Source organism: Streptomyces sp. NPDC051183 (assembly GCF_040682455.1).
Lineage (GTDB): Bacteria > Actinomycetota > Actinomycetes > Streptomycetales > Streptomycetaceae > Streptomyces.
The window spans coordinates 57,426-83,816 of sequence record NZ_JBFBBA010000008.1 but is presented as its reverse complement, the minus strand read 5'-3'; the positions used below and the strand labels follow the sequence as shown (position 1 = coordinate 83,816).

The window sequence follows — 26,391 nt, the reverse complement described above, 5'->3', positions numbered from 1 at the left end:
AGGGGCCATTGTGCCGTACGGGGCCGACCGCCCACCGTTCGGTGGAGATAAAGGAGGCGGGGCCCGGGGCTCGCGCCCCGGGCCCCGCCCTCGGATCGGCCGGCGTCAGGCCAGGCGGGCCCGGACCGTGGCGACCAGTTCGGCGACGGGCACGGAGGTCTGCTCCCCGGACTCCATGTCCTTGAGCTGGACCACGCCCTCGGCCAGATCGCGGTCGCCCGCGACCACGGCGAACCGGGCCCCGCTGCGGTTCGCGTCCTTCATCGCACCCTTGAGGCCCTTGCCGCCGTACGAGATGTCCGCCGCGACACCGGCCCGCCGGAGCTCCGTCACCAGACCGAACAGGGTCGGCTTCGCCCCGCCCAGCGCCACCGCGAACACGGACGTGGCCGCCGGGATGTCCAGCGCGACGCCCTCCGCCTCCAGTGCGAGCACCGTGCGGTCCACGCCCAGCGCCCAGCCCACGGAGGGCAGCGCCGGGCCGCCGATCATCTCGGAGAGGCCGTCGTAGCGGCCGCCGCCGCCGACCGCCGACTGCGAGCCCAGACCGTCGTGGACGAACTCGAAGGTGGTCCGGGTGTAGTAGTCGAGGCCGCGCACGAGCTTCTCGTCGTCCTCGAAGGCGACGCCGGCCGCCGTCACCAGCGCCCGCACCTCCTCGTGGTACGCCTTGCACGCGTCGCACAGGTAGTCGCGCAGCATGGGTGCGCCGACCAGCTGCTTCTGGACGGACTCCCGCTTGTCGTCGAGGACGCGCAGCGGGTTGATCTCGGCCCGGCGGACGGTGTCCTCGTCCAGGTCCAGCCCGCACAGGAAGGCCTGGAGGGCCTCCCGGTACACCGGCCGGCACTCCTTGTCGCCGAGCGAGTTCAGCAGGATGCGGAAGTTGCGCAGGCCGAGCGTGCGGTACGCCTGGTCGGCCAGGATGATCAGCTCGGCGTCCAGCGCCGGATCCTCGGCACCGATGGCCTCGGCACCGACCTGCGAGAAGTGGCGGTAACGGCCCGCCTGCGCCCGCTCGTAGCGGTAGTACGAGCCGGAGTACCAGAGCTTGACGGGCAGGCCGCCGAGCTTGTGCAGGTTGCCCTGGAGCGCCGCGCGGAGCACGGAGGCGGTGCCCTCGGGGCGCAGCGCCAGCTGGTCGCCGCCCTTGGTCGTGAGGGTGTACATCTCCTTGCTGACGATGTCGGTGGACTCGCCGACACCGCGGGAGAACAGCTCGACGTTCTCGAAGCCGGGGGTCTCGACGTACCCGTAGCCGGAGTTCTTCAGGGGCGCCGAGATCGCCTCGCGCACCGCCAGGAAGGTGGCGGAGCGGGGCGGCAGCAGGTCGTACGTGCCCTTGGGGGCCTGAAAAGTACTCACGAAACTCTCGTCACATTCCTCGTCGTGGAGCGGGCGCGGCACCACTGGGGTTCGCTCCCAGGCCCGCGGCGACTTCCCGAAGGTACGGGTTGGTCACGCGTTCGCGGCCGATGGTGGTCTGGGGACCGTGGCCGGACAGCACCACGGTCGAGTCGTCGAGCGGCAGGCACACGCGGGCCAGCGACTGGAGGATCTCGGCGTGGGAGCCGCCGGGCAGGTCGGTGCGTCCGATGGAGCCGGCGAAGAGCAGGTCGCCCGAGAAGAAGACCGGCGGGATGTCTGCCAGCTCGGGCATCCGGAAGGTCACCGACCCCTTCGTATGCCCGGGCGCGTGCGCCACCGAGAAGTCCATGCCCGCCAGTTTCAGGGCGGCGCCGTCGGTGAGCTCCCGGACGTCGTCCGGCTCGCCCACGGTCAGCTCTCCCATGAGCGGCATCCCGATGGAGCGGCCGAGGGCCTTCTCCGGGTCGCTCATCATGTAGCGGTCCTCGGGGTGGATCCAGGCCGGTACGTCGTGTGCTCCGCACACCGGGACCACGGAGGCCACATGATCGATGTGACCGTGGGTGAGGACGACCGCGACGGGCTTGAGCCGATGCTTCTTCAGCGTCTCCTCGACACCCTGGGCGGCCTGGTGGCCCGGGTCGATGATGACGCACTCCTCACCGGCGGCGGGGGCGACCACATAGCAGTTGGTCCCCCAAGCCCCGGCGGGGAACCCGGCAATCAGCACGTTCGTCCTCAATCGTCGTCCGGCGGGAGCCTCGGCAGCGGCCCTGGATCGGAATGCTGCTGCTCAGAGCCTACCGGCGCCGCTCATTACACAGCGAACCCATATACGGTACGCCCTAGCCCAGCCCGGACAGCGGTACCAGAGACGCACAAGGAGACGACCCGGTGGTCACGAGCGATCAGCGGCGGCGACAGCTCGCCAGGGAAAAGTACGAGCGCCAGCAGAAGCGCCGGGCCGAGGCCCGTCAGAAGACGCGCCGGCGCATGGCCGTGATCGGCGCCGCGGTGGCCGTCGTGGTCGCGACGCTGGTCGGCCTCGTGGTCGGCGGAGTGTTCGACAAGGACAAGAAGGACAAGGCGGCCGACCCGGCCGCGAACCCGTCGGCGCAGCCGACGCCCAAGCAGTCGCCCTCGCCCGCGATGGCGATCGACGACAAGGCGAAGTACACCTTCGCGCTGAAGACCAGCGCGGGCGACGTCAAGTTCGAGATGGACGCGGCGAAGACCCCGCAGACGGTCAATTCCTTCAAGTCGCTCGCCGACAAGAAGTTCTTCGACAACACCAAGTGCCACCGCCTGACCACCTCCGGCATCTTCGTGCTCCAGTGCGGCGACCCCGAGGGCACCGGCATGGGAGGCCCGGGCTACACCATCGCCGACGAGAACCTCGACTCCCTGGGCAAGCCGAACGACCAGGGTCAGGTGATCTACCCGGCGGGCACCGTGGCGATGGCGAACACCGGCCAGCCCGGCTCGGGCGGCAGCCAGTTCTTCCTCGTCTACAAGGACAGCCCGCTGGCCCCGTCGTACACGCCGTTCGGCAAGATCGACGCGGCCGGTCTGAAGATCCTCGAGGAGGTCGCCAAGGCCGGCACGGCCGACGGCGGCCAGGACGGGGCCCCCAAGACCCCGGTCACCATCGAGCAGGGCACCGTCACCAAGAACTGACGGACGCGGCGGCCCGCACCGGCCGGCGTCCCGCCCGTACGGCGATATTGCGTCGTGCGGGATGCGGACAGCCGGCCCGGCGGTCGCCTATGTTTGCGTTGTGCAGGGCGGGCGCTGCCCGCCCCAGGAAACTGTGGACGATGCCCAGGGGGGCGAACCCCCTCGCAGGCATCAGGTGGAGGAGGCGCTGTGAGCAGCGACCCGTGGGGCCGAGTCGACGAGACCGGCACCGTGTACGTGCGTACTGCCGATGGCGAGAAGGTCGTCGGTTCGTGGCAGGCCGGCACGCCGGAGGAGGCCCTGGCCTACTTCGAGCGCAAGTACGAGGGCATTGTGGTCGAAATCGGCCTCCTCGAACGACGGGTGCGGACGACCGACCTTTCGGCCAAGGACGCGTCGACGGCGATCGACCACCTGCGCACGCAGGTGGACGAGCACCACGCCGTCGGCGACCTCGACGCCCTGCGCGTCCGGCTGGACAAGCTGGTGACGACCGTCGACTCGCGGCGCGAGGAGCGCAAGGTCCAGAAGGCCAAGCAGACGGACGAGGCCCGCGCGGCCAAGGACGCCCTGGTCGTCGAGGCCGAGCAGCTGGCGCAGAGCGACCAGTGGCGCAGCGCCGGTGAGCGGCTGCGTGCGCTGGTGGACATCTGGAAGGGTCTGCCGCGCCTCGACCGCAAGTCGGACGACGAGCTGTGGCACCGCTTCTCGCACGCCCGCTCCGCCTTCTCCAAGCGCCGCAAGGCGCACTTCGCCTCGCTCGACGCGCAGCGCGAGGACGCGCGCAAGGTGAAGGAGAAGCTGGTCGCGGAGGCCGAGTCGCTGTCGAAGTCGACGGACTGGGGTCCGACGGCGGCCCGCTACCGCGAGCTGATGACGGACTGGAAGGCGGCGGGCCGCGCGCAGCGCGAGTCCGAGGACGACCTGTGGAACCGTTTCCGCGGTGCGCAGGACGTGTTCTTCGCGGCCCGCGGCGAGGTCTTCGCCGAGCGCGACGCGGAGCAGGTCGAGAACCTGAAGCTGAAGGAGGAGCTGGCCGACGAGGCCGAGAAGCTCGTCCCGATCACCGACCTGAAGACGGCGCGCGCCGCCTTCCGCTCCCTCAACGAGCGCTGGGAGGCCATCGGTCACGTACCGCGGGACGCGCGTCCCAGGGTCGAGGGCCGGATGCACTCCGTGGAGCGGGCGATCCAGGAGGCCGAGGAAGGCGAGTGGCGCCGCACCAACCCGGAGGCGCGGGCCCGTGCGGCCGGTCTGACGGGTCAGCTGCAGGCGGCGGTCGACAAGCTGCGCGAGCAGATCGACGCCGCGCGCGCCGCGGGCAACAACGCGAAGGCCGACAAGCTGGCCCGCGAGCTCGAAGGCCGCCAGGCCCTGCTGGACCAGGCGCTTAAGGGCCTGGAGGAGTTCGGCGGCTGACGCCTCGTGCGCTCGACCGAGTGGGCATCACCGGAGGATCGGGTGATGCCCACTCGATTTGTTACCCGCTTTCAACACAGGCTGCGCACTGGGAGCACCTTGCACCTGTGTACCGTTGTACGGTGCCGCAGGTGGCGGCTGATCGTTCAGGGCGACTACCAGGATTGAATGTGACGCATACCCAAATACGCGCGGGTGTCCCAGACACGCTTTCCGTACCCCCTCCCGTCGTCACCAAACGCGACTCCGGTCTGCGCGGCATGGGACGGAGCCTGCTCGCCAACCTGGAGCGGGCCAAGAAGGCGCTGCTGCTCCACATCGCGCTGCGGGCCACCGGACTGCTCACCATGGCTGTCTGGTCGGAGCGCAAGGATGTGCGGCCCCTGGAGATCCTCGGCGGGCGCTGGGACGCGGTCTACTACCTGCACATCGCCGAGAGCGGCCTGACCACCCCGATGTCGTCGCCGTCGCCCTGCGCGTCCGCCGGGCCAGGCTGCCAGATGGCGTTCTTCCCCGTCTACCCCATGCTGATCCGGTACACGTCGTACGTCACCGGACTGCCCATGAACTGGGTGGCGATGGGGCTCGCGCTGTTCGCCTCGGTCATCGCGGCGTGGGGCATCTTCGCGGTCACGGACAAGATCTACGGCAAGCGCGTCGCGCTCTTCACCTGCGCCCTGTTCGCGATCGTGCCCGCCGCGCTCGTCCAGTCCATGGCGTACACGGAGCCGCTCTTCCTCGCCCTGAGCGCGTGGGCGATGTACGCGGTGCTGTCGCGGGCCTGGCTGACGGCCGGTGTGCTGGCGTTCCTGGCGGGTGCCACGCGGCCGTCGGGATCGGCGATCGTCGCGGCGGTGGTGCTGACGGCGCTGTTCGAGTACATCCAGTGGCGCCGCAAGAAGCGCAAGAAGCGGCCTCCGGTGGGCCGGATGCTGACGGCCGTCGCCATCGCCCCGCTGGGCTGGTTCGGGTACGTCGGCTACGTCGGGTACCACTTCGGCCGCTGGGACGGGTACTTCGAGCTCCAGCGCCGGTGGGGTTCGGTCTTCGACGGCGGGTGGGACACCGCCCGCAACCTGAAGAAGACATTCACCGAGGTGCACACCACCCTCAACCACGTGACGGTCTCGCTCACGGTCTGCACGGCGGTGGTCCTGTTCGTCCTGATGACGCGCAGACGCCGGCCCCCGATGGTCGTGTGGATCTACACCGCGATGTGCGTCCTGATCGCCCTGGGCGGCGCCGGCTTCTACTTCTCGAAGATGCGCTTCCTGATGCTGGCCTTCCCACTGCTCTTCCCCTTCGCGCTGGCCCTCGCCCGGGCCCGGAAGAGCACGGTGATCTGGATCATCGGATCCGCGACGCTCGTGTCCGCCCTGTTCGGCGGCAACCTCAACTTCGTCTGGTGGGGCTGCCCCTGATCCCGCCGGTCGCCACCTGACCGTACGACTGTGGGCGCCACCCCCGAGGGGGTGGCGCCCACAGTCGTGTGCGGCTCCGGGACTACGGCCGGCGGGCCGAGGTCACCCGGTACACGTCGTAGACGCCCTCGACGCCCCGTACGGCCTTCAGGACGTGCCCCAGGTGCTTCGGGTCGCCCATCTCGAAGGTGAACCGGGAGGTGGCCACCCGGTCGCGGGAGGTCTGCACGGCGGCCGACAGGATGTTCACGTGCTGGTCCGACAGGACGCGGGTGACGTCCGACAGCAGGCGGGACCGGTCCAGCGCCTCGACCTGGATGGCGACCAGGAAGACGGACGACTGGGTCGGGGCCCACTCGACCTCCAGCATCCGCTCGGGCTGCTGGGAGAGCGAGTCGACGTTCACGCAGTCCGCGCGGTGAACCGATACGCCACTGCCCCGCGTGACGAACCCGATGATCGGGTCGCCGGGCACCGGCGTGCAGCAGCGGGCCAGCTTGACCCACACGTCGTCCACGCCCTTGACGACCACGCCCGGGTCGGCGTTGTTGCGGCGCTTGCTGCGGCCGCGGACCGGCGGGATGCTCTCCTCGATGTCCTCGTTGGCCGCTTCCTCGCCGCCGAGCGCCTGCACCAGCTTCTGTACGACGCCCTGCGCGGCCACGTGGCCCTCGCCGATCGCCGCGTAGAGCGAGGAGATGTCCGGGTAGCGCATCTCGTGCGCCAGGGTGACGAGCGAGTCGCCGGTCAGGATGCGCTGGATCGGCAGGTTCTGCTTGCGCATGGCCCGCGCGATGGCGTCCTTGCCGTGCTCGATGGCCTCGTCGCGGCGCTCCTTGGAGAACCAGGCGCGGATCTTGTTGCGGGCCCGCGGGGACTTGACGAAGCCGAGCCAGTCGCGGGAGGGTCCGGCGCCCTCGGCCTTGGAGGTGAAGACCTCGACCAGGTCGCCGTTGTCGAGGGTCGATTCGAGCGGTACGAGCCGCCCGTTGACCCGCGCCCCTATGGTGCGGTGGCCGACCTCGGTGTGGACGGCGTACGCGAAGTCGACGGGGGTGGCCCCGGCGGGCAGCGCTATGACGTCACCCTTGGGGGTGAAGACGAAGACCTCGTTCTGGGAGAGGTCGAAGCGCAGCGAGTCGAGGAACTCGCCCGGGTCCTCGGTCTCCTTCTGCCAGTCGAGCAACTGGCGCAGCCAGGCCATGTCGTTGACCGTGTCCTGGCCCGCGCTGCCCTTGGCGGCCTGCGGGACGTCCGTGCGGACCTTGGAGGCGCCGGCGACGGTCTGCTGCTTGTACTTCCAGTGCGCGGCGATGCCGTACTCGGCGCGGCGGTGCATGTCGAAGGTGCGGATCTGGAGTTCGACCGGCTTGCCGCTGGGCCCGATGACCGTCGTGTGGAGCGACTGGTACATGTTGAACTTGGGCATCGCGATGTAGTCCTTGAACCGGCCGGGGACCGGATTCCACCGCGCGTGCACCGTGCCGAGGGCCGCGTAGCAGTCCCGCACGGTGTCGACGAGGACTCGGATGCCCACCAGGTCGTAGATCTCCGCGAAGTCGCGGCCGCGGACGATCATCTTCTGGTAGACGCTGTAGTAGTGCTTGGGCCGGCCGGTGACGGTGGCCTTGATGCGGGCGGCTCTGAGGTCGGTCTGCACCTCGTCCGTGACGACGGTGAGGTACTCGTCCCGCTTGGGGGCGCGCTCGGCCACCAGTCGGACGATCTCGTCGTACATCTTGGGGTAGAGGATCGCGAAGGCGAGGTCCTCCAGCTCCCACTTGATGGTGTTCATGCCCAGGCGGTGCGCCAGCGGGGCATAGATCTCAAGCGTCTCGCGGGCCTTCTTCTCCTGCTTCTCCCGCTTGAGGTAGCGCATGGTGCGCATGTTGTGCAGGCGGTCGGCGAGCTTGATGACCAGGACCCTGGGGTCCTTGGCCATGGCCACGACCATCTTGCGGACGGTCTCGGCCTGGGCGGCCTCGCCGAACTTGACCCGGTCGAGCTTGGTGACGCCGTCGACGAGCAGGGCGACCGCGTCACCGAAGTCGCGCCGCAGGTCCTCCAGCCCGTACTCGGTGTCCTCGACGGTGTCGTGCAGCAGGCCGGCCATCAGGGTGGCGGGGTCCATGCCCAGCTCGGCGAGGATCGTCGTCACCGCGAGCGGATGGGTGATGTACGGGTCGCCGCTCTTGCGCTTCTGACCGCGGTGCCAGCGCTCCGCGACCTGGTACGCCTGCTCGATCTGGCGCAGGGTCGCCGTCTCGATCTTCGGGTCGTTGCTGCGGACTATACGGAGCAGGGGCTCCAGTACCGGGTTGTACGGGTTGGAGCGCTGCGCACCGAGGCGGGCCAGCCGGGCGCGCACCCGGTTGGAGGACCCGGCCGACTTCGCGGGCACGGGCTTGACCGGCGGAGCCGGCGGGGGCGTGGCGGCAGCCGCCGCGGCCTGCTCGGCCTGCGGGTCGGGCTGCGCGGCGGAGATTGGCTGGACCTCGTCTGGCAAGAGCACTCCTCAGGAGGATCCGGTGCCCCGGTCAGGTCCGGATATCCAATGGTAGCGAGGGTTCCGTCACCCCGTTCCCCGCCGCCCACCCGCCGAGACGCCGCAGGAACGCCCGCCGAACGCGGAAGCGGCGGCACCCGGGACGTCCCGGGTGCCGCCGCTTCGGCGATACGGTGCTCAGACCACGATCAGCGCGTCCAGCGGGGCGCCCGCAAGGGCGCCGTCCAGCCGTTCACGGCCCGGCAGGAACGACAGCTCCATCAGGACCGCGACCCCGGCGACCTCGGCCCCGGCCCGCCGGATCAGCTCCAGCGAGGCGCCGGCGGTACCGCCGGTGGCCAGGACGTCGTCGATGACCATGACCTTGTCACCGGCCGCCAGGTCCTCCGCGTGGACCTCGATCTCCGCGGACCCGTACTCCAGGTCGTAGGACTGGGCGAGCGTGGCGCCGGGCAGCTTGCCGGCCTTGCGGACCGGTACGAAGCCGATGCCCGCCTGCACGGCCACCGGAGCCGCCAGGATGAACCCCCGCGCCTCCAGGCCGACGATCTTCGTCGCCCCGTACCGTCCGGCCAGCTCCACCAGCGCGTCCGTCAGCGCGGCGAACGCCTTCGGGTCGGCCAGCAGCGGGGTGATGTCCTTGAACATCACCCCCGGCTTCGGGTAGTCCGGTACGTCCTTGATCCGGCTGAGCAGCAGCTCGCGCGCCTCGGTGGACAGCGGCGCCGTCATCGGCGCCGCCCCGGCCGGCCCTGCGCGACGACCTGCGGCGCGTCATCGGCGGGGCCGTCCTGCGCGGACTCGCCCTTCGCCGAGGCGGACGCCCGCTTCGCGAGCACCCGCTTCTTCAGCGCCTTCATGGCCGGCTCGCGCTCCTTGAGGTCCACGACCAGCGGGGTCGCGATGAAGATCGAGGAGTACGCACCGGCGGCGAGGCCGACGAACAGCGACAGGGAGATGTCGTTCAGCATGCCGGCGCCCAGGAAGCCGCCGCCGATGAAGAGCAGGGCCGCGACCGGGAGCAGCGCCACGACGGTGGTGTTGATCGAGCGGACCAGCGTCGCGTTGATGCTGCGGTTGGCGATCTCGCTGAACGTCCAGCGGGTCTGCTTGGTGATGTCCTTCGAGCCCTCCTTGAGACCGTCGAAGACGACGACGGTGTCGTAGAGGGAGTAACCGAGGATCGTCAGCAGACCGATGACCGTACCCGGGGTGACCTCGAAGCCGACCAGCGCGTACACGCCGACCGTGATCGTGAGGTCGTGGATCAGCGCGATGAGCGCCGCGATGGCCATCCGCCACTCGAAGGCGATCGCGAGGTAGATCACCACGAGGACCATGAACACGCCGAGGCCGGTCCAGGCCTTGTTCGCGATCTGCTCGCCCCAGCTCGGGCCGACCAGGTCCGCGTTGATCTGACCCGCCTCGACCTTGAGGTCGGTGGCGAGCTTGGCCTTCACATCGGCCGCGGCGGCGGTGTCCAGTTCCGAGATCTGGATGCGCAGACCGCCCGTGCCGAGCTCCTGGACGATCGCGTCGTGGCCGGAGGCCTCTTCCGCGGCCTCGGTCGCCTTGGCGACGGAGACGGCCGTCTTCGGGGTGGTGAAGACGGCACCGCCCTTGAACTCGATGCCCATGTTGAGGCCCTGAACGGCCAGGGCCACGATCGCCGTGATGGTGATCAGTATGGAAACGCCGTACCAGACGAAACGCTTGCCGACGAAGTCGTAACCGACCTCACCTCGGTACAGCTTGGCGCCGAGATCTCCGAGCTTCGACATCCCTCACGCCTCCTTTGCGTCGACGGGAGCTTCGATGGTCGCGGCGGCCGCGCCGGAGCCGGTACGACGCGAGCGTCGCAGCGGCGGCTGGGCGCCCAGTCGCTTCGGGTCCAGACCGGACCACGGGTGACCGCTGGAGAAGAACTTCGTGCGGGCCAGCAGCGTCATGACCGGCTTGGTGAAGAGGAACACCACGACCACGTCGAGCAGGGTGGTCAGACCCAGGGTGAAGGCGAAGCCCTGCACCTTGCCGACGGTGACGATGAAGAGCACCGCGGCCGCCAGGAACGACACGAAGTCGGAGACCAGGATGGTGCGCCGGGCACGCGGCCAGGCACGCTCGACGGCCGGACGCAGGGTGCGGCCCTCGCGGATCTCGTCGCGGATGCGCTCGAAGTACACGATGAACGAGTCGGCGGTGATGCCGATCGCCACGATCGCGCCGCAGACGGCGGGCAGGTTCAGCGCGAAGCCGATGCCCTTTCCGAGCAGCGCCATGAGCGTGTACGTGAGGATCGCGGACACCAGGAGGCTGACGATGGCGATGAACGCCAGGCCCCGGTAGTAGACCAGCAGGTAGATCACGACCAGCGCGAGGCCGATCGCACCGGCGATCAGGCCGGCCTTCAGCTGCTCGCCGCCGAGCGCGGCGGTGACGGTGGTGACGCTGTCCTCCTGGAAGGACAGCGGCAGCGCGCCGTACGACAGCATGTTGCCCAGGTCCTGCGCGGACTGCTGGTTGAAGCCGCCGGAGATCTCCGCGTTGCCGCCGGTCAGCGCCTGGCTGACGGACGGGTCGGAGATGACCTCGCCGTCGAGGACGATCGCGAACTGGTTCTGCGGGGACTGCTTGGCCGCGAGCTCACCGGTGATCTTGGCGAACTTGTCGGCGCCCTTGTCGGTGAACTGCATCGTGACGATCCACATGCCACGCTGCGGGTCGATGACGCCCTTGGCGTCCTTCACGTCCTGGCCGTTGACCGAGGCCGGGCCGAGGACCCACTTCGCCCAGGCGTTGCCGCGCTTGCCACAGGCGAGCGTCGGGTCCTCGGGCTTGACGTTCTTGCTGACGGCGCTGCGCTGGGTCTCGTTGCTGCAGTCCAGCGCGGCGAACTTCGCCTGCAGGTCGGCGGCGGCCGTCTCGGGGTTGGCCGGGGGCGCGGACGGGGTCGGAGCCTTGCTGTCGTCTGCCTTCTTCGACTCGCTCGCCGAAGGCGTGGGAGTGGGGGTGCTCGGGGCCTTGAGGGCCTCGCTGAGCACACGGCCCTGGGAAGTGGCGCTGGACGACGGGGTGGCCGGCGGGCTGGACTTGCCGTCCTCCGCCTTCGGGGTGCCGGAACCGCTCGCGGAGGGGCTCGGGGAGCCGCTCGGCGTGGCCTCGGGGGCGATCGGGGCGCCGTCCGCCACGGCGAGGACCGGGCGGAAGTACAGCTGGGCGGTGGTACCGACCTGCTGGCGCGCCTGCTGCTCGTTCATTCCCTTGGGAATGTTCACGATGATGTGATCGCGGCCCTGGGTCTGAACCTCGGCCTCCGACACGCCGAGACCGTTGACGCGGCGCTCGATGATGCCGACCGCCGTGTTCATGTTGGTCTCGTTGACGGCGCTCTCTTTGCCGGGCTCGCTCTTGGCCTTGAGCGTGATGCTCGTACCGCCCGCGAGGTCGATGCCGAGCCGGGGGGTCGTCTGACCAGTGAGGAACATCCCCGCGGTGAGCGCCACCATCGCGATCAGGATCAATGCCAGGGCGCGCCCCGGCCTCCCCTGAGCCCCCGTGGGCCGCCGGCCCTTCTTCGGTGCTGCCACCTTGTCGTATCTCCCTGTCCAACCGTCCCGCGCCGGGTCAGCGCGCGGACGGCCACGAAATGTGTGGTGGGGACCCCTGCCCCCCGCAGAAGTGTCACATCCGGGGACCGCGGTGGCCGCCGGTCCGGCGCCTCCGCGATCCCCTGCCGGGCGCTACTTCGCGCCGGGCTCGCCGTCTGCCTTGCCGTCGCCCGGCTTCTCGGCCTCGGGGCTGTCACCCTCGTCCTTCTTGCCCAGGTCGAGCTTGGGAGCCTCGTCCTCGTCCTTCGTCAGGTCCGTCTTCGGGGCCTCGGTCAGGGAGGACGCGTCGTCGGGGACGACCGGCGTGTCGATCGTCAGATCATCGGTCGTGCCGTGGACGATGCGGTTGTACTCCTCGTCCTCGAGGACGGCGCCGATGGCGTTCTTCGCGAACATCGCGTGGACGCCGGGAGCCACCTCAAGGGTGACCGTGTCCTCACCGATCTCCTTCACCGTGGCGTACATGCCGCCGATGGTGCGGACGCCGGTGCCGGGCGTCATGTGGTCGCGCATCTGCGCGGCCGCCTGCTGCTTCTTCTTCGCGGAACGGGTCATCAGGAACATCGCCCCGATGAGCACGATGAACGGGAGGAGCGTCACAATATCCACGGGACGGAGATCCTTCGCACGACCGCACTGGAGACGGCCTTTTTCTACGGGGGTGGGCACGCCGACCCGAAGGGTCGGCATCGGCGGAGTCTAGGCGAGTCCGCACCGATGGAACAACGCCCAGCATGTCATCGCAGTTCCTGACGGAGCGAACCTCCGCGCCGTCAACCCCCGAACAAGCCCTGTTGCCCCCCGGAACCGCCCCCGGAGTGCTGCGGCGGGACAAGTCCCAGGTGAGCCCATGCGGCGGGGGTCGCGACCCGCCCGCGGGGGGTACGGGCCAGCAGTCCCTCCCGTACGAGGAACGGCTCGGCCACCTCCTCCACGGTCTCGCGCTCCTCGCCGACGGCGACGGCGAGGGTCGACAGGCCGACGGGTCCGCCGCCGAAGAGCTTGAGCAGCGCCTCCAGCACGGCCCGGTCCAGCCGGTCGAGGCCGCGGGCGTCCACCTCGTAGACCTGCAGGGCGGTTTCGGCGACCTCGCGGGTGATCACCCCGTCGGCCCGCACCTGGGCGTAGTCGCGGACGCGGCGCAGCAGGCGGTTGGCGATGCGCGGGGTGCCGCGGGAGCGTCCGGCGATCTCGGCGGCGCCGGCGGTGTCGATCTCGACGTCGAGGAGGCGGGCGGAGCGGTGTACGACGCGTTCCAGCTCCTCGGGGGCGTAGAACTCCATGTGCCCGGTGAAGCCGAAGCGGTCGCGCAGCGGCGGGGGCAGGAGGCCGGCCCGGGTCGTCGCACCGACCAGGGTGAAGGGCGGGAGCTCCAGCGGGATCGCGGTGGCGCCGGGGCCCTTGCCGACGATCACGTCGACCCGGAAGTCCTCCATGGCCATGTAGAGCATCTCCTCGGCGGGCCGGGACATGCGGTGGATCTCGTCGAGGAAGAGGACCTCGCCCTCCTGGAGCGAGGAGAGGATGGCCGCGAGGTCGCCCGCGTGCTGGATGGCGGGGCCGGAGGTGATCCGGATCGGGGCGTCCATCTCGGCGGCGATGATCATGGACAGGGTGGTCTTGCCGAGGCCGGGGGCTCCGGAGAGCAGGACGTGGTCGGCGGTGGCGCCGCGCTGGCGGGCCGCCTTGAGGACGAGGTCCAGCTGCTGGCGCACCTTCTCCTGGCCGACGAACTCGCCGAGGTCCTTGGGGCGCAGGGCCGCCTCGACGGCGGTGTCCTCGCCGTCGGCGGCGGCCGCTACGAGCCGCTCGGCCTCGACGTCGGTGGTCTCGTCGTCCCAGTTCACGGTGTCAGTCTGCCTTCTCGGTGTGGTGCGGTGGTGTGTCGCCTACGGTCAGCGGGACCGGTTCAGGGACTGGAGGGCGGCTCGCAGGAGCTGCGGGACCGGGGCGGCGCCGCCGGCGGCGATGGCGGCCTCGGCCTGCGGGGTCACGGCCGAGACGGCCTCCTCCGCTTCGCGCGACGCGTAGCCCAGGCCGATCAGCGCGGCGGCCAGCTGCTCGGTCCACGGCGCCGGACCGGGGGCCGTGGAGCCGCGCTGCGCCCCCACCAGGCCGCTGGAGCCCAGCGGAGCCCCCAGCTTGTCCTTGAGCTCCAGCAGGAGCTTCTGTGCGCCCTTCTTGCCGATGCCGGGGACGGCGGTGAGGGACTTCTCGTCCCCGGTCGAGACGGCGAGCCGCAGCGCGTCCGGGCTGTGCACCCCGAGCATGGCCTGGGCCAGCCTCGGCCCGACCCCGCTGGCCGTCTGGAGGAGCTCGAAGACCTGCCGCTCGTCGTCGTCCGCGAAGCCGTACAGCGTCAGCGAGTCCTCCCGTACGACGAGCGAGGTCGCGAGCTTGGCGTCCTGCCCGATCCGCAGGCCGGCGATCGTGTTCGGCGTGCAGTGCACGGCCATGCCCACTCCCCCGACCTCGATCACGGCCAGGGTGGGGGCGAGTGCGGCGACTGGGCCGCTGACGAAGGCGATCATCGGGTACGGCCTTTCGAGGCGTGCAGGGCCACCGCCTGCTGGAGGCGGTTCTGGGCGGGGGCCCGCCAGATGTGGCAGATGGCGAGCGCGAGGGCGTCGGCCGCGTCGGCGGGCTTCGGCGGGGCGTCGAGCCGCAGCAGCCGGGTGATCATCGCCCCGACCTGCGCCTTGTCGGCCCGGCCGCTGCCGGTGACGGCGGCCTTGACCTCACTGGGGGTGTGCAGGGCGACCGGTATCCCGCGCCTGGCGGCGCACAGCATGGCGACGGCACTGGCCTGGGCCGTGCCCATCACGGTGCTGACGTTGTGCTGGCTGAAGACCCGCTCCACGGCGACGACTTCGGGCCGGTGCGCGTCGAGCCATTCCTCGATGCCCTGCTCGATGGCGACGAGCCGGTGGCCCAACTCCGCATCGGCGGGCGTGCGTACGACACCCACCCCGAGCATGGTCAGGGGGCGGCCGGCGACACCTTCGACGACACCGACACCGCATCGGGTCAGTCCCGGGTCAACACCGAGAACGCGCACGCTCCACCCCTGGTCCCTCGCTCGCCTGTCCGGTCCGGTCCGGTGCAGGCTATCCGGCGCCACTGACAAAGCGACGGGCCGGCAGGGTGTGTCCCTGCCGGCCCGTCGAAATCAGCGCCCCTATCAGGCGTCGACCTTCTCCATGACCTCGTCCGAGACGTCGAAGTTGGCGAAGACGTTCTGCACGTCGTCGCTGTCCTCCAGCGCGTCGATCAGCTTGAAGATCTTACGTGCGCCCTCTTCGTCCAGCTCGACCTGCATGGTCGGCAGGAAGTTGGAGTCGGCGGAGTCGTAGTCGATGCCCGCCTCCTGGAGCGCGGTGCGGACCGCGACCATGTCGGTGGCCTCGCTGATGATCTCGAAGCTCTCGCCGAGGTCGTTGACCTCTTCGGCGCCCGCCTCCAGCACGGTCTCCAGGACGTCGTCCTCGGAGAGCTCGCCCTTGGGCAGGAGCACGACGCCCTTGCGGTTGAACAGGTACGAGACCGAGCCCGGGTCCGCCATCGAACCGCCGTTGCGGGTCATGGCGACGCGCACGTCGGACGCGGCGCGGTTGCGGTTGTCGGTGAGGCACTCGATGAGCACCGCGACGCCGTTCGGACCGTAGCCTTCGTACATGATCGTCTCGTAGTCGGCGCCGCCGGCCTCCAGGCCGCCGCCGCGCTTGACCGCGGAGTCGATGTTCTTGTTCGGGACCGAGCTCTTCTTGGCCTTCTGGATGGCGTCGAAGAGCGTCGGGTTGCCATCGACGTCGGCGCCGCCCATCCGGGCCGCGACCTCGATGTTCTTGATCAGCTTCGCGAAGAGCTTGCCGCGCTTGGCGTCAACCACGGCCTTCTTGTGCTTCGTCGTAGCCCATTTAGAGTGGCCGGACATCTGCCTGTCTCCTTCGCGTCACCAACAATGTTCGCCTCAGATCCTACCGGGACGGCGTTACAGCCCCGCGCGCACCATGTCGACGAAGTACGCGTGGACCCGATCGTCACCCGTCAGCTCGGGGTGGAACGAGGTGGCGAGGACGTTGCCCTGGCGCACGGCGACCGTGTGGCCGTCGTACGTGGCGAGCACCTCGGCGGCGGCGCCGACCGACTCGACCCACGGGGCGCGGATGAAGACGCCCTCGACGGGGCCGCCTTCTATGCCCGCGAAGTCGATCTTCGCTTCGAAGGATTCGTTCTGGCGGCCGAAGGCGTTGCGGCGGACGATCATGTCGATCCCGCCGAGCGTCTCCTGGTCCTCACGCCCGTCCAGGAGCTTGTCGGCGAGCATGATCATGCCGGCGCAGGTGCCGTAGACCGGCATCCCGGCCCGTACGCGCTCGCGCAGCGGCTCCAGCATGCCGAACAGCACGGCGAGCTTCGACATGGTCGTGGACTCGCCGCCCGGGATCACCAGGGCGTCGATCTCGGCGAGCTCCTCGGGACGCCGGACCGGCCTGGCCACGGCGTCCGCCGCGGCCAGGGCGATCAGGTGCTCCCGTACGTCGCCCTGGAGGGCGAGTACCCCGATGACGGGGCTCACGGGGGTGTCGTTCATGACCGACTACCAGCCGCGGTTGGCGTAGCGCTCGGACTCGGGGAGGGTGTCGCAGTTGATGCCGACCATGGCCTCGCCCAGGTTGCGGGAGGCGTCCGCGATGATCTTCGGGTCGTCGTAGAAGGTGGTGGCCTTCACGATGGCGGCGGCGCGCTTGGCCGGGTCGCCCGACTTGAAGATGCCGGAGCCGACGAAGACGCCCTCGGCGCCGAGCTGGCGCATCAGCGCGGCGTCGGCCGGGGTGGCGACGCCACCGGCGGAGAACAGCACGACCGGGAGCTTGCCGAGCTCGGCGACTTCCTTGACCAGCTCGTACGGGGCGCGCAGCTCCTTGGCGGCGGCGAACAGCTCGTTGTTGTCGTAGCCGCGCAGGCGGGCGATCTCGTTCTTGATCTGGCGCAGGTGGCGGACGGCCTCGACGACGTTGCCGGTGCCGGCCTCGCCCTTGGAGCGGATCATGGCCGCGCCCTCGGCGATGCGGCGCAGGGCCTCGCCCAGGTTGGTGGCGCCACAGACGAAGGGGGTGGTGAACGCCCACTTGTCGGAGTGGTTGACCTCGTCGGCCGGGGTCAGGACCTCGGACTCGTCGATGTAGTCGACACCGAGGGACTGCAGGACCTGGGCCTCGACGAAGTGGCCGATGCGGGACTTGGCCATGACCGGGATCGAGACGGCCTCGATGATCTCTTCGATCATGTTCGGGTCGGACATGCGGGCGACGCCGCCGTCCTTGCGAATGTCGGCGGGCACCCGCTCCAGGGCCATGACGGCCACGGCGCCCGCGTCCTCGGCGATCTTCGCCTGCTCGGCGTTGACCACGTCCATGATCACGCCGCCCTTGAGCTGCTCGGCCATGCCGCGCTTGACGCGGGAGGTGCCGATGGCCGACTCAGCGGACTGGGGGGAGGTGGGAAGCGTGCTCACTGGTTGACCTCACTCGAAAGGAAGACGGGTACTACTCGGCCGAGGAAACCTCACCGACCAGTCCACAGCAAGGGCCAATGGAGAGCCGGTGGCTCCTTCGGGTTCGAGGAGTGGTCTGTACGGCTCAGACCGGGCGGTCCGCCAGATCCGCCGGAGGCTCATCGTCCATTTCGAAGGCCAGCGGGAACGGGGCATGGCCGGCCAGCCGGAACCAGCGCACCTTGCGGTGCCTGCGCAGGGCCCTGGCGGCCCGTACGGCGTCGTTGTGGAACCTGCGCGCCATGGGCACCCGGCGCACGGCCGCGGCCAGCTCCTCGCTGGCCTCCGCCCCGCCGGGGGCGGCCTTGAGCACCTCCACCTGGTCGGCGTCGGCGAACACCGCGCGCAGGGCCTGGCTGAGCTCGCTCTCGGCGACCTCCCGGTGCTCCTCCTCGGCCTGCCGGGCCGCGTGGGCGGCCTCGTACAGCACGATCGAGGACGCCGGGTCCAGCACCCCGGAGGTGGCCACCTCCAGCACCACGGAGGCCCGCCGGACGAGCTGTGCGTCGAGCGCGGCGCGGGCGGCGTCCATCCGCGAGTGCAGCCGGTCCAGCCGCCCGGCGGTCCAGCTGAGGTAGACGCCGACCACGGCCAGCGCGACGCCGATCCAGACAAGGTTTTCGATCACGCTGCGCGACCCTACCGCTCCACGGGGCCCCGGTCCCCACCGCCCCTGGTGCCGCCCGGGCCGTGTGCTCGGGCGGTGGAGGACCGGTCAGGAGGCCGGGGCGTCCTTCGAGAAGCCCAGGCGGGTGCGGAGCGGGACGCGTTCGTCGGCGGCCACTGCGGCCGCGCCGTCCGTCACCGTCTCGTACACCGCCAGGATGTCCGCGCCGACGGTCGACCAGTCGAAGCGGCGCACGTGCGCCGACCCGCGCTCACTGAGCTCCGCGCGCCGGGCCGGGTCGCGCAGCAGGGCCACGGCGGCCGCGGCCAGGGATTCGGCGTCCTCGTTCGCGAACAGCTCGCCGGCCGCGCCCTGGTCCAGGACCTGCGCGAAGGCGTCGAGGTCGGAGGCGAGCACGGCCGCCCCCGCCGACAGGGCCTCGACCAGGATGATCCCGAAGCTCTCGCCGCCGGTGTTGGGGGCCACGTAGACGTCCACGCTGCGCAGCAGCCGCGCCTTGTCCTCGTCCGAGACCATGCCGAGGAACTCGACCCGTGAACGGAGCTCCGCGGGCAGGGAGGCCACGGCCTCCTCCTCGTCGCCGCGGCCGGCGACCAGCAGGCGTACGTCCGGGCAGGCCTCCACGATCTTCGGGAAGGCCGCCATCAGCACGGGCAGGCCCTTGCGGGGCTCGTCGATGCGGCCGATGAAGCCGAGGGTCTGCCCGCCCCACTCGGGCCGGGGCTCGGCCTCGGCGAAGAAGTCCACGTCGACGCCGTTGGGGATGACCACCGCGTCGCCGCCGAGGTGCTCCACCAGCGTGCGCCGGGCGTACTCGCTCACCGCGATCCGCGCGCTGATCTTCTCCAGCGCCGGCTGGAGGATCGGGTACGCCGCGATCATCGCCCGGGAGCGCGGGTTCGAGGTGTGGAACGTCGCCACGATCGGCCCCTGCGCCGCCCAGCAGGACAGCAGCCCGAGCGAGGGCGAGGCCGGCTCGTGGATGTGGATCACGTCGAAGACCCCGTCGTGCAGCCACCGCCGCACCCGGGCCGCCGACAGGAAGCCGAAGTTCAGCCGGGCCACCGACCCGTTGTACGGCACCGGCACCGCCCGTCCCGCCGAGACCACGTACGGCGGCAGCGGGGTCTCGTCGTCCGCCGGGGCCAGCACCGACACCTCGTGGCCCTGGCGGATCAGGTGTTCCGCCAGGTCACGGATGTGGAACTGGACGCCGCCCGGAACGTCCCACGAGTACGGGCACACGATGCCGATCTTCACTACGGGCGCTCCCCCTGGTCGGTCAGATCGTCCAGCCACAGCCGCTGCAGCATGTGCCAGTCCTCCGGGTGCTCGGCGATGCCCGAGGCGAAGGCGTCGGCCACGGCCTGCGTCATGACGGCCGTCTTCTCGACCCGGGTACCCGTCTTCGGGACCTCCACCTCGGGGTGGATCCGGCCGTACATCTTCGGGGTGCCGCCGTAGTAGAGCGTGACCGGCAGCACCACGGCGCCGGTCTGCTGGGCCAGCAGCGCCGGACCGGCCGGCATCCTCGCGGCCGAGCCGAAGAAGTCCACTTCGACGCCGGAGGCCGACAGGTCGCGGTCGGCGACCAGGCAGACCAGGCCGCCCGAGCGCAGCCGCCGCGCGAGGGTGCCGAAGGCGGCGCCGCCGCTGTGCGGCAGCACCTCCATGCCCAGGCTCTCCCGGTAGGCGACGAAGCGGTCGTAGAGGGACTCGGGCTTGAGCCGCTCGGCGACCGTGGTGAACGGGACGCCGATGTGGGCGGTGGCCCAGGCCCCGGCGAGGTCCCAGTTGGCCAGGTGCGGCAGGGCGACGACGACACCGCGCCCGGAGGCGAGGGCCTCGCGCAGGATGTGCTCGTCCTTTATCTCGACGTCGACGCCGAAACGTTCCTTGGCCATCGTCGGGAGCCGGAAGGACTCCATCCAGTACCGCATGTACGAGCGCATGCCCGCCCGGGACAGCTCGCGCAGCCGCTCCGGCCCGGCCTGCGGCACGACCCGGGCCAGGTTGGACTCCAGCCGGAGCACGCTCTTGCCGCGGCGCTTCCACGCGTAGTCGGCGATCCGCTGCCCCAGGGCCACGGCCGTGGACTCGGGCAGCTTCTTGACCCCGGCCCAGCCGAGCCCGTACAGCCCGTCGACCAGCTTGTCCTGCACCTTGCCCATCAGGCCGCGCCGCCCTCGGCGGGGGCCTCGGCCCCGGCCGCTTCCGAGGCGGTCGCCGCGTCGGCCTCCGCCGCCTCGCGGCGCACGGTGACCACCCGCTGGATCAGGGTGACGAGCGAGCCCGCCGCCACGATCCACAGGGCGATCGGCAGCAGGACCCCGATCCAGGAGGGGACCCCGAAGGTCTCCAGCCCGGACAGACCGGCCGCGACCAGCGAGATGACCAGCCGCTCGGCGCGCTCGATGAGGCCGTTGACGGCCACCGGCAGGCCGATCGACTCGCCGCGCGCCTTCGTGTACGAGACCACCTGGCCGCTGGCCAGGCAGAAGATCGCCACCGCGCACAGGACGTTGTCGTTCCCGGAGCCCGCGTACCAGAGCGCGAGCCCGCCGAAGATCGCCGCGTCCGCCACCCGGTCGAGGGTGGAGTCGAGGAAGGCGCCCCACCGGCTGGAGACGCCGGCCTGGCGGGCCATGTTCCCGTCCACCAGGTCGGAGAAGACGAAGAGGGTGATGGTGATCGTGCCCCAGAAGAACTCTCCTCTGGGGAAGAAGACCAGTGCTCCCGCCACCACTCCGGCCGTGCCGATCAGCGTGACCGCGTCCGGACTCACCCCCCGCCGGAGCAGAAAAGCGGCGAATGGCGTGAGAACACGCGTGAAGAATGCACGCGCGTACTTGTTCAGCATGGCCTTCCCGGAGGGTCGCTGGGCCGCACGGCCACCACGGCCACCGGCTGGCCCATCGTAGCCAGCGCCCCGGCCCGTCAGCGCCCCGCACCCACCGGTTCGCGCCACGTAAGCGGTTCTTCACACCGGGGCCCGCCGGAAGCGGTCCGCCGGACCGCCCCGGGTACGACGTATGGACGCAGTGTGACGGCAGTGCAAAGCTCGAAGAGCCCCTTTTCTTCCCTCCTCACCGTCACGACCGGGAGGCACGAACATCATGGGAGCCACATCGCACCAAGCCGGGGCCGCCGGCAGGGCACTGACGGCCGACCGCCCCTCGTCCGTACGCAACGTCGTGCTGGTCGGCCACAGCGGTTCCGGCAAAACCACCCTGGTCGAGGCCCTGGCCCTGACCTCCGGCGCCGTCAACCGCGCCGGGCGCGTCGAGGACGGCGCGACCGTCTCCGACTACGACGAGATCGAGCAGCGGCGCCAGCGCTCCGTACAGCTCTCCCTCGTACCGGTCGAATGGGCCGGAATCAAGATCAACATCCTGGACACCCCCGGATACGCCGACTTCGTCGGAGACCTCAGAGCCGGTCTGCGCGCCGCGGACGCGGCCCTCTTCGTCATCTCCGCCGCCGAGGACGGCGACGGGCTCTCCGGCGCCACCCGCATGGTCTGGGACGAATGCGCCGCCGTCGGCATGCCCCGCGCCATCGTCGTCACCCACCTGGAGGCCGCCCGCGCCGACTACGCCCAGATGGCCGGCGTCTGCAGCCAGTCCTTCGGCGCCGACGACCCCGACGCCGTCCTGCCGCTCTACCTCCCCCTGCACGGCCCCACCGGCCCGGACGGGCACGCACCGGTCGCCGGCCTTCTCGGCCTGCTCTCCCGGCGCGTCTACGACTACACCTCCGGCGACCGCATGGAACGCGACCCGGACCCGGCCGAGCTGGTCCTGATCACCGAGGCCCGTGCCCGCCTGATCGAGGGGATCATCGCCGAGAGCGAGGACGAGACCCTCATGGACCGCTACCTCGGCGGCGAGGACATCGACCTCAAGACGCTCGTCGACGACCTGGAGCGGGCCGTCGCCCGCGGCACCTTCCACCCCGTCCTGATGGCCGCCCCCGCCGCCGACGGCGCCCGCCAGGGCCTGGGCACCGTAGAGCTCCTGGAACTGATCACCGGAGGCTTCCCCACCCCCCTGGAGCGCGCCGCCGTCGCCGTCACCACCCCGGACGGCGCCGAACGTCCCGCCGTCACCTGCGATCCGGACGGCCCCCTCGTCGCCGAGGTCGTCAAGACCTCCTCCGACCCCTACGTCGGCCGCGTCTCCCTCGTCCGCGTCTTCTCCGGGACCCTGCGCCCCGACGAGACCGTCCACGTCAGCGGGCACGGCCTCGCCGACCGTGGGCACGAGGACCATGATGTCGACGAGCGCATCGGCACCCTCACCTCCCCCTTCGGCAAACAGCAGCGCGCCCTCGACCGGTGCATCGCCGGCGACCTGGCCTGCGTGGCCAAACTCACCCGCGCCGAGACCGGCGACACCCTCTCCGCCAAGGACCGGCCCCTCCTCATGGAAGCCTGGTCCATGCCCGACCCGCTGCTCCCCCTCGCCATCGAGGCGCACAGCAAGGCCGACGAGGACAAGCTCTCCCAGGGCCTGGCCCGCCTCGTCGCCGAAGACCCCACGATGCGCCTCGAACAGAACCCGCACACCCACCAGGTCGTCCTGTGGTGCCTGGGCGAAGCCCACCAGGACCTCGCCCTCGAACGGCTGCGCACCCGCTACGGGGTCCAGGTCGACGCCGTCCCGCACAAGGTGAGCCTGCGCGAGACCTTCGGCGCCAAGGCCACCGGGCGCGGCCGGCACGTCAAGCAGTCCGGCGGCCACGGCCAGTTCGCCATCTGCGAGATCGAGGTCGAACCACTGCCGCCCGGCAGCGGCATCGAGTTCGTCGACAAGGTCGTCGGCGGAGCCGTCCCGCGCCAGTTCATCCCGTCCGTGGAGAAGGGCGTACGCACCCAGGCCGCCCGCGGGGTCGCCGCCGGCTACCCCCTGGTCGACGTGCGCATCACCCTGCGCGACGGGAAGGCGCACTCGGTGGACTCCTCCGACGCCGCCTTCCAGACCGCCGGGGCCCTCGCGCTGCGGGAAGCCGCTGCCGAGGCGGCCATCCACCTCCTCGAACCGGTCGCCGAGCTGTCCGTCCTCGTACCCGACGAGTACGTCGGCCCCGTCATGAGCGACCTGGCCGGCCGCCGCGGCCGGGTCGTGGGCTCCGACCCGGCCGGCCCCGGCCGCACCCGGGTGCGCGCCGAGATCCCCGAGATCGAGATCGGCCGGTACGCGGTCGAGCTGCGCTCGGTGTCGCACGGCACGGGCCTGTTCAGCCGGGCGTACGCCCGCCACGAACCGATGCCACCGCAGATCGCGGACAAGGTGCGCGAACAGGAAGAGAAGGGAAGACAACTGACATAGCATCACGTTGGCCGCCCACCCAACCCGCTTGCGGTGGGCGGCATTTCCCTGTCCCATGACCATGGGGGGAGATCCGCCGATAGGCTCGTCGGCGCGACAAAGAGCACGAACGCACAGCGATGGGGGCAGCGGTGGCGGACGACGGATTCGACTTCAGTCCCGGGGCGCAGATTCCGCTCCAGGGCGGCGGCGGCCAGACCGCGGCGACCAATGCCCTGGCGTCGGCCGCGTACCGCGACGGCGGCGGGGACACCAAGCTGAAAGAGATCCTCGGCGCCAACAGTGAGAACCACCCCGCCTCGATCAAGGCGGGCAAGATATCCCTCTTCGAGCCCAGCCTCGGCGAGGCCTTCTGCCGCGCCGTCGAGGCCCGCACGCTCGGCCCGGGCCGCAAGCCGCTCATCCAGTCCTTCGGCGCCGACCCGCAGACCGTCGTCGAGCACTGCCTGGCCGCCTCCCGCATCCGCAAGGAGCGCGACAGCAGGCTCCGGCTGATCATGCTGGTCTGCGGAGTGCTCTTCCTGCCCGGCCTGCTGCTGTGGCTCGGCCTGTTCCAGCTCCGCAAGACGCTGTCCTCCGGCGAGGGCAAGCGCGCCTCCTGGATCGGCACCCTGGTCCTGGTCGGGGTCGCCGTCGTGGTGGCCGTCCTGATGTTCCGGCTGCCCCTGACCGGCTTCCTCGGCATCTACGTGCGCGCCATGATCATCGCCCCGGCCGTCGGCTGGGCGCTGGCCCGGCGGCTCTGCGAGAGGACGGCCGAGGACCTGCGTTCGCGCTGGGACGGGCTGCTCGCGGGCAACGGGGTCGCCGCCAAGATCCCCGACGCGGTACCCGGCAACCCCGACGAGAAGGCCCGCGAGGACCTGCGCCACCAGCTCGCCAAGCTGACCGCGGAGGACCGCAGCAACCACGTCTTCTACGCCGGCCCCAAGGGCATCCTGGGCATGGGCACCCGCTGGGGCAGCTGGCAGATGGCCGAGGAGCTCGCGCCCAAGACCGACGGCGCCGAGATCCACCCCTTCCGCAGCTGGGACGTCATACGCGCGATCGACACCCAGCTGCGCCAGCTGGAGCGCGGCCCGCTGCACACGGGCGGCTTCCCGACGGCCGGCATCCAGCACTGGATCGTCACCCCGGTCGGCGAGGGCGCCGCCGAGGTGGCCCGCCCCACGGGCGAGAACACCGACAACTTCCTGATCAAGCCGCACGAGATCACCCGGATCTGCAACGAGCAGCAGTTCAGCGCCGGCAACCGGCACTACCTCGGCATCCAGTACCCGCTCTGGGACGGCCAGCTCGTCATCAACATGCTGGTCACGGTCACCGTGCTCTACAAGACGCTGCGGGTGGACGTCACCGCGCACGCCCTGGGCCCCGTACACGGCCTGTTCACGACGAAGTCCAAGGCGCCGGTGGTGGAGGTGCCCAAGAGCGTCCGCTTCTGGGAGACCGTGGAGCGGCCGCTGCCGCTGGTGGACACCGGCGAGGTCGTGCGCCTCGCGGTGCGGGCCCCGCTGACCTGGTTCCCGCCGATCCTCGACTTCTTCGGCGGCAAGCTGGTCCTGCCCGAGCCCTTCGGCCTGCGGCACGTGTGGGCCGGTTCGATGTGGCGCCACCGGTTCATGGCGGACGACGCCCTGCGCACCGTGGCCCCGGTCCTGCGGGCGGTGCACGCCGCCACCTTCAAGGTGCTGGAGGACAACGGCGTCGACACCGAGCGCTTCACCAACCGCTCCTCGATCATGAGCGGCCTCATACAGGAGCCGGGTCCGCGCAAGGCCGACGTGTACGACGCGTAGTCAGGGCGCCTGGGTAGGCTGAAGTGAGGCCGGTGAGCCCCGAGGAGGGAACATGACCGAGCGCAAACCGCCCGGGGTCGACGTCGAGTCCTGGGTGGACCGGCAGATCAGGGAGTCCGCGGACCGCGGCGAGTTCGAGAGCCTGCCGGGCTTCGGCAAGCCGCTGGCCTCCCTCGACGCCCCCTACGACGAGATGTGGTGGATCAAGGGGAAGATGCACCGGGAGGGCTTCTCCTCGCTCCCTCCGGCGCTCGCCCTGCGCAAGGAGGCCGAGGACGCCCTGGAGGCGGCCCGCGCGGCGCGTTCCGAGCGCCAGGTGCGGGAGATCCTCACCGAGGTCAACGAGAAGATCCGCGCGGCCCTGCGCATGCCGCCGCCGGGACCGCCGCTGAACCTCACCGAGTTCGACGTGGAGGACGAGCTGCGGACCTGGCGCGAGCACCGCGCGCAGTGACGGAAAGGGACCGCCCCCGGCGCAGTGCGCCGGGGGCGGTCCTTCGGGTCACGGGCCTCAGCCGACGGGCCAGGAGTCGGCCAGCATCTGGCGGGTGTCCGCGAGCAGTTGCGGCAGCACCTTGGTGTGCCCGACGACCGGCATGAAGTTCGTGTCGCCGCCCCAGCGGGGGACGATGTGCTGGTGCAGGTGCGCGGCGATGCCGGCACCGGCGGCGCTGCCCTGGTTCATGCCGATGTTGAATCCGTGCGCCCCGGACGCCTTGCGCAGCGCGACCATGGCCCGCTTGGTGAGGTCCGCGAGCTCGGCCGTCTCCAGCCCGTCCAGCTCGGTGTAGTCGGCGACGTGCCGGTACGGGACGACCATCAGGTGGCCGCCGTTGTACGGGTAGAGGTTCAGCACGGCGAACACGTGCTTGCCCCGGGCCACGATCAGCCCGTCCTGGTCGGACATCTCCGGAATCCCGCAGAAGGGACAGCCGTCGCCGGCCTCCGGGCCGGTCGGCTTGTTCTCGCCCTGGATGTAGGCCATCCGATGAGGGGTCCACAGCCGTTGGAACCCGTCGTGCGTGCCCACACCGTTCTGCCGCTCCGGCTCAATCGTCATGCCATGCAGCATATGACC

General features: G+C 70.7%; 24 protein-coding genes. 6 read left to right on the top strand and 18 right to left on the bottom strand.

Translation table 11 applies throughout. The annotated features are described in order from the left end of the window. Positions 1 to 105: 105 nt before the first annotated feature. Both hisS and AB0M99_RS09310 read right to left on the bottom strand, forming a co-directional pair. On the bottom strand, positions 106 to 1,365 hold the full coding sequence (gene hisS / locus AB0M99_RS09315) for a histidine--tRNA ligase (RefSeq protein WP_365918249.1): 1,260 nt from the start codon (positions 1,363 to 1,365) through the stop codon (positions 106 to 108). Positions 1,366 to 1,375: 10 nt separating this feature from the next. Then, on the bottom strand, positions 1,376 to 2,098 hold the full coding sequence (locus tag AB0M99_RS09310) for an MBL fold metallo-hydrolase (protein WP_365918248.1): 723 nt from the start codon (positions 2,096 to 2,098) through the stop codon (positions 1,376 to 1,378). 164 nt (positions 2,099 to 2,262) lie between these two features. Here AB0M99_RS09310 and AB0M99_RS09305 point away from each other — a divergent pair, with 164 nt between their 5' ends. The 3 genes from AB0M99_RS09305 (at position 2,263) to AB0M99_RS09295 (ending at position 5,885) form a co-directional block, all read left to right on the top strand. Further along, positions 2,263 to 3,045, top strand: coding sequence for a peptidylprolyl isomerase (locus AB0M99_RS09305; RefSeq protein WP_365918246.1), 783 nt, complete (start codon positions 2,263 to 2,265; stop codon positions 3,043 to 3,045). A gap of 189 nt (positions 3,046 to 3,234) precedes the next feature. Beyond that, complete coding sequence (locus tag AB0M99_RS09300) at positions 3,235 to 4,464, top strand: DUF349 domain-containing protein (protein WP_365918245.1); 1,230 nt, start codon at positions 3,235 to 3,237, stop codon at positions 4,462 to 4,464. Positions 4,465 to 4,724: 260 nt separating this feature from the next. Beyond that, a complete protein-coding gene (locus AB0M99_RS09295) occupies positions 4,725 to 5,885 on the top strand; it encodes a glycosyltransferase family 39 protein (protein WP_365918243.1) in 1,161 nt (386 codons plus the stop codon). A gap of 82 nt (positions 5,886 to 5,967) precedes the next feature. Here the strand turns inward: AB0M99_RS09295 and AB0M99_RS09290 are convergent, their stop codons facing one another. The 15 genes from AB0M99_RS09290 to pgsA form a co-directional block, all read right to left on the bottom strand. Further along, entirely contained in the window at positions 5,968 to 8,391 is a 2,424-nt protein-coding gene (locus AB0M99_RS09290; protein ID WP_365918241.1) for a bifunctional (p)ppGpp synthetase/guanosine-3',5'-bis(diphosphate) 3'-pyrophosphohydrolase, read from the bottom strand. Positions 8,392 to 8,568: 177 nt separating this feature from the next. Continuing rightward, on the bottom strand, positions 8,569 to 9,123 hold the full coding sequence (locus tag AB0M99_RS09285) for an adenine phosphoribosyltransferase (RefSeq protein WP_365918239.1): 555 nt from the start codon (positions 9,121 to 9,123) through the stop codon (positions 8,569 to 8,571). Next, complete coding sequence (gene secF / locus AB0M99_RS09280; protein WP_365918237.1) at positions 9,120 to 10,172, bottom strand: protein translocase subunit SecF; 1,053 nt, start codon at positions 10,170 to 10,172, stop codon at positions 9,120 to 9,122. The genes AB0M99_RS09285 and secF overlap by 4 nt, the downstream gene beginning before the upstream one ends. Before the next feature lie 3 nt (positions 10,173 to 10,175). Beyond that, positions 10,176 to 11,978 (bottom strand): protein translocase subunit SecD, encoded by a 1,803-nt coding sequence (secD, locus tag AB0M99_RS09275; RefSeq protein ID WP_365918236.1) that lies wholly within the window; start codon positions 11,976 to 11,978, stop codon positions 10,176 to 10,178. Between the two features lie 153 nt (positions 11,979 to 12,131). Further along, positions 12,132 to 12,608, bottom strand: coding sequence for a preprotein translocase subunit YajC (gene yajC, locus AB0M99_RS09270; RefSeq protein ID WP_365918234.1), 477 nt, complete (start codon positions 12,606 to 12,608; stop codon positions 12,132 to 12,134). 164 nt (positions 12,609 to 12,772) lie between these two features. After that, entirely contained in the window at positions 12,773 to 13,846 is a 1,074-nt protein-coding gene (gene ruvB / locus AB0M99_RS09265) for a Holliday junction branch migration DNA helicase RuvB (protein WP_365918232.1), read from the bottom strand. A gap of 48 nt (positions 13,847 to 13,894) precedes the next feature. Further along, complete coding sequence (ruvA, locus tag AB0M99_RS09260; RefSeq protein WP_365918230.1) at positions 13,895 to 14,530, bottom strand: Holliday junction branch migration protein RuvA; 636 nt, start codon at positions 14,528 to 14,530, stop codon at positions 13,895 to 13,897. After that, on the bottom strand, positions 14,527 to 15,057 hold the full coding sequence (gene ruvC, locus AB0M99_RS09255) for a crossover junction endodeoxyribonuclease RuvC (protein ID WP_365918228.1): 531 nt from the start codon (positions 15,055 to 15,057) through the stop codon (positions 14,527 to 14,529). The genes ruvA and ruvC overlap by 4 nt, the downstream gene beginning before the upstream one ends. Before the next feature lie 123 nt (positions 15,058 to 15,180). Then, the gene (locus AB0M99_RS09250; protein ID WP_361765845.1) at positions 15,181 to 15,933 is read right to left on the bottom strand and encodes a YebC/PmpR family DNA-binding transcriptional regulator; all 753 of its coding nucleotides are present in this window, start codon (positions 15,931 to 15,933) and stop codon (positions 15,181 to 15,183) included. A gap of 57 nt (positions 15,934 to 15,990) precedes the next feature. Continuing rightward, a complete protein-coding gene (pdxT, locus tag AB0M99_RS09245; RefSeq protein WP_365918226.1) occupies positions 15,991 to 16,593 on the bottom strand; it encodes a pyridoxal 5'-phosphate synthase glutaminase subunit PdxT in 603 nt (200 codons plus the stop codon). Positions 16,594 to 16,599: 6 nt separating this feature from the next. Further along, positions 16,600 to 17,517: a pyridoxal 5'-phosphate synthase lyase subunit PdxS gene (gene pdxS / locus AB0M99_RS09240; RefSeq protein ID WP_030010552.1), complete on the bottom strand. Its 918-nt coding sequence runs from the start codon at positions 17,515 to 17,517 to the stop codon at positions 16,600 to 16,602. A gap of 124 nt (positions 17,518 to 17,641) precedes the next feature. Then, a complete protein-coding gene (locus tag AB0M99_RS09235; protein WP_365918224.1) occupies positions 17,642 to 18,184 on the bottom strand; it encodes a hypothetical protein in 543 nt (180 codons plus the stop codon). Positions 18,185 to 18,271: 87 nt separating this feature from the next. Beyond that, positions 18,272 to 19,444 carry a glycosyltransferase family 4 protein gene (locus AB0M99_RS09230; protein WP_365918222.1) on the bottom strand — a complete coding sequence of 391 codons (1,173 nt, stop codon included), beginning with the start codon at positions 19,442 to 19,444 and terminating at the stop codon, positions 18,272 to 18,274. Then, positions 19,444 to 20,355, bottom strand: a complete 912-nt coding sequence (locus AB0M99_RS09225; protein WP_365918220.1) for a phosphatidylinositol mannoside acyltransferase — start codon at positions 20,353 to 20,355, stop codon at positions 19,444 to 19,446. The genes AB0M99_RS09230 and AB0M99_RS09225 overlap by 1 nt, the downstream gene beginning before the upstream one ends. Then, positions 20,355 to 21,044, bottom strand: coding sequence for a phosphatidylinositol phosphate synthase (pgsA, locus tag AB0M99_RS09220; protein WP_365918219.1), 690 nt, complete (start codon positions 21,042 to 21,044; stop codon positions 20,355 to 20,357). The genes AB0M99_RS09225 and pgsA overlap by 1 nt, the downstream gene beginning before the upstream one ends. A gap of 256 nt (positions 21,045 to 21,300) precedes the next feature. Between pgsA and AB0M99_RS09215 the strand changes: the two genes are divergently transcribed. The 3 genes from AB0M99_RS09215 (at position 21,301) to AB0M99_RS09205 (ending at position 25,767) form a co-directional block, all read left to right on the top strand. Further along, complete coding sequence (locus tag AB0M99_RS09215; protein WP_365918216.1) at positions 21,301 to 23,514, top strand: elongation factor G-like protein EF-G2; 2,214 nt, start codon at positions 21,301 to 21,303, stop codon at positions 23,512 to 23,514. Between the two features lie 131 nt (positions 23,515 to 23,645). Next, a complete protein-coding gene (locus tag AB0M99_RS09210) occupies positions 23,646 to 25,313 on the top strand; it encodes a hypothetical protein (protein WP_365918214.1) in 1,668 nt (555 codons plus the stop codon). A gap of 52 nt (positions 25,314 to 25,365) precedes the next feature. Beyond that, positions 25,366 to 25,767, top strand: a complete 402-nt coding sequence (locus AB0M99_RS09205) for a DUF1992 domain-containing protein (protein ID WP_365918212.1) — start codon at positions 25,366 to 25,368, stop codon at positions 25,765 to 25,767. A 57-nt stretch (positions 25,768 to 25,824) separates the two neighbouring features. Here AB0M99_RS09205 and AB0M99_RS09200 read toward each other — a convergent pair whose 3' ends face one another. Next, entirely contained in the window at positions 25,825 to 26,385 is a 561-nt protein-coding gene (locus tag AB0M99_RS09200; RefSeq protein WP_365918210.1) for an HIT domain-containing protein, read from the bottom strand. Positions 26,386 to 26,391: the final 6 nt, after the last annotated feature.

Bases quoted from the DNA above. Each gene is read 5' to 3' on its own strand.
- AB0M99_RS09295 (WP_365918243.1), top strand. From the start codon at position 4,725: ATGGGACGGAGCCTGCTCGCCAACCTGGAGCGGGCCAAGAAGGCGCTG.
- AB0M99_RS09285 (WP_365918239.1), bottom strand. From the start codon at position 9,123: ATGACGGCGCCGCTGTCCACCGAGGCGCGCGAGCTGCTGCTCAGCCGG.
- secF (WP_365918237.1), bottom strand. From the start codon at position 10,172: ATGTCGAAGCTCGGAGATCTCGGCGCCAAGCTGTACCGAGGTGAGGTC.
- ruvA (WP_365918230.1), bottom strand. From the start codon at position 14,530: ATGATCGCCTTCGTCAGCGGCCCAGTCGCCGCACTCGCCCCCACCCTG.
- AB0M99_RS09250 (WP_361765845.1), bottom strand. From the start codon at position 15,933: ATGTCCGGCCACTCTAAATGGGCTACGACGAAGCACAAGAAGGCCGTG.
- pdxT (WP_365918226.1), bottom strand. From the start codon at position 16,593: ATGAACGACACCCCCGTGAGCCCCGTCATCGGGGTACTCGCCCTCCAG.
- AB0M99_RS09225 (WP_365918220.1), bottom strand. From the start codon at position 20,355: ATGGGCAAGGTGCAGGACAAGCTGGTCGACGGGCTGTACGGGCTCGGC.
- pgsA (WP_365918219.1), bottom strand. From the start codon at position 21,044: ATGCTGAACAAGTACGCGCGTGCATTCTTCACGCGTGTTCTCACGCCA.
- AB0M99_RS09215 (WP_365918216.1), top strand. From the start codon at position 21,301: ATGGGAGCCACATCGCACCAAGCCGGGGCCGCCGGCAGGGCACTGACG.
- AB0M99_RS09205 (WP_365918212.1), top strand. From the start codon at position 25,366: ATGACCGAGCGCAAACCGCCCGGGGTCGACGTCGAGTCCTGGGTGGAC.
- AB0M99_RS09200 (WP_365918210.1), bottom strand. From the start codon at position 26,385: ATGCTGCATGGCATGACGATTGAGCCGGAGCGGCAGAACGGTGTGGGC.